Raw genomic sequence first — 2,087 nt, 5'->3', positions numbered from 1 at the left:
GGTGATGTTCGCTTTAAGTAATGCTATACTCCCGCCGAATAATTTATCGACTTTATTAAGAGTAAAATAATGGCAGATTTATCGAAGTACAGAAACATTGGTATTTTCGCGCACGTTGATGCGGGTAAAACCACTACTACTGAGCGTATCCTAAAGCTTACAGGTACTATCCATAAAACAGGTGAGGTTCATGATGGTGAATCTACTACTGACTTCATGGATCAAGAAGCTGAGCGCGGTATTACTATCCAGTCTGCGGCAGTAAGCTGTTTCTGGAAAGATCACCGTTTCAACGTTATCGATACTCCTGGACACGTTGACTTCACAGTTGAAGTTTACCGTTCACTTAAAGTATTAGATGGCGGTGTGGGTGTATTCTGTGGTTCTGGTGGTGTTGAACCACAATCAGAAACTAACTGGCGTTACGCGAATGAGTCAGGTGTTGCACGTATTATCTTCGTAAACAAATTAGACCGTATGGGTGCTGATTTTTACCGTGTAACAGCGCAAGTACAAAAAGTACTTGGTGCTACTCCACTTATCATGACTTTACCAATCGGTATTGAAGATGATTTTGTTGGTGTTGTTGATGTTTTAAACAAGCAAGCATACGTATGGGATGACACTGGTCTTCCAGAAAACTACGAAATCACAGACGTTCCTGCAGACATGGTAGAAAAAACTGAAGAATACCATGAGATGCTTATCGAAACTGCTGTAGAGCAAGACGATGACCTAATGGAAGCGTACATGGAAGGTGAAGTACCTTCAGTTGAAGATATCAAGCGTTGTATCCGTAAAGGTACTCGTGACCTTGCTTTCTTCCCTACATTCTGTGGTTCTGCATTCAAAAACAAAGGTGTTCAACTAGTACTTGACGCTGTTGTTGATTACTTACCATCTCCTACAGAAGTTGACCCTCAACCTCTTATGGATGAAGAAGGTAACGAAACTGGCGAGCATGCAATCGTATCTGCTGATGAGTCTTTCAAAGCATTAGCATTTAAGATCATGGATGACCGTTTTGGTGCATTAACATTCGTACGTATTTACTCAGGTAAACTTAACAAGGGTGACACTATCCTTAACTCGTTTACTGGTAAAACAGAGCGTGTTGGCCGTATGGTTGAGATGCAAGCTGACGAACGTAAAGAGTTAACTAGCGCACAAGCTGGTGACATCATTGCAATCGTAGGTATGAAAAACGTTCAAACTGGTCACACTCTATGTGATCCGAAAGACAAAGTAACTCTAGAGCCAATGGTATTCCCAACTCCAGTAATCTCGATTGCTGTACAGCCTAAAGATAAAGGCGGTAATGAGAAAATGGGTATTGCTATCGGTAAAATGGTTGCAGAAGATCCGTCTTTCCAAGTTGAGACTGATGAAGATTCAGGCGAAACTATCCTTAAAGGTATGGGTGAGCTTCACTTAGATATCAAAGTAGATATCCTTAAGCGTACTTACGGCGTAGACCTTATTGTTGGTCAACCACAGGTTGCTTACCGTGAAACTATCACTCGTGAAATCGAAGATAGCTACACGCATAAGAAACAATCTGGTGGTTCTGGTCAGTTCGGTAAAATTGATTACCGCATCAAGCCAGGCGAAGCGAATTCAGGCTTCACGTTCACTTCATCAGTTGTTGGTGGTAACGTACCGAAAGAATTCTGGCCTGCAGTTGAGAAAGGCTTTAAGTCAATGATGGGTGAAGGTGTTCTAGCTGGCTTCCCAGTACTTGACGTTGAAGTTGAGCTTTTCGACGGTGGCTTCCACGCCGTGGATTCATCTGCAATTGCTTTCGAAATCGCTGCTAAAGGCGCTTTCCGTCAGTCTATCCCTAAAGCGGGTGCACAACTTCTTGAGCCAATCATGAAAGTTGACGTGTTCACACCAGAAGATCACGTAGGTGATGTAATTGGTGACCTTAACCGTCGTCGTGGTATGTTAAGCAATCAAGAAGCTGGTTTAACTGGCGTTCGTATTAAAGCTGACGTACCGTTATCAGAAATGTTCGGTTACATCGGTTCACTACGTACAATGACATCTGGTCGTGGTCAGTTCTCTATGGAGTTCTCACACTACGC

At 42.8% G+C, this 2,087-nt stretch carries 1 protein-coding gene; it reads left to right on the top strand.

Features of this window, described 5'->3' with window-relative positions; all coding sequences use genetic code 11:
• Nucleotides 1-69: 69 nt before the first annotated feature.
• Nucleotides 70-2,087 (top strand): elongation factor G (fusA, locus tag GY843_RS02180; RefSeq protein WP_297306081.1); only part of this gene is annotated, 2,018 nt, incomplete at its 3' end.

The organism is Neptuniibacter sp. (assembly GCF_024231755.1).
GTDB lineage: Bacteria > Pseudomonadota > Gammaproteobacteria > Pseudomonadales > Balneatricaceae > Neptuniibacter.
The sequence above is the reverse complement of the archived record's forward strand: the minus strand, read 5'-3'. Positions and strand labels throughout refer to the sequence as shown.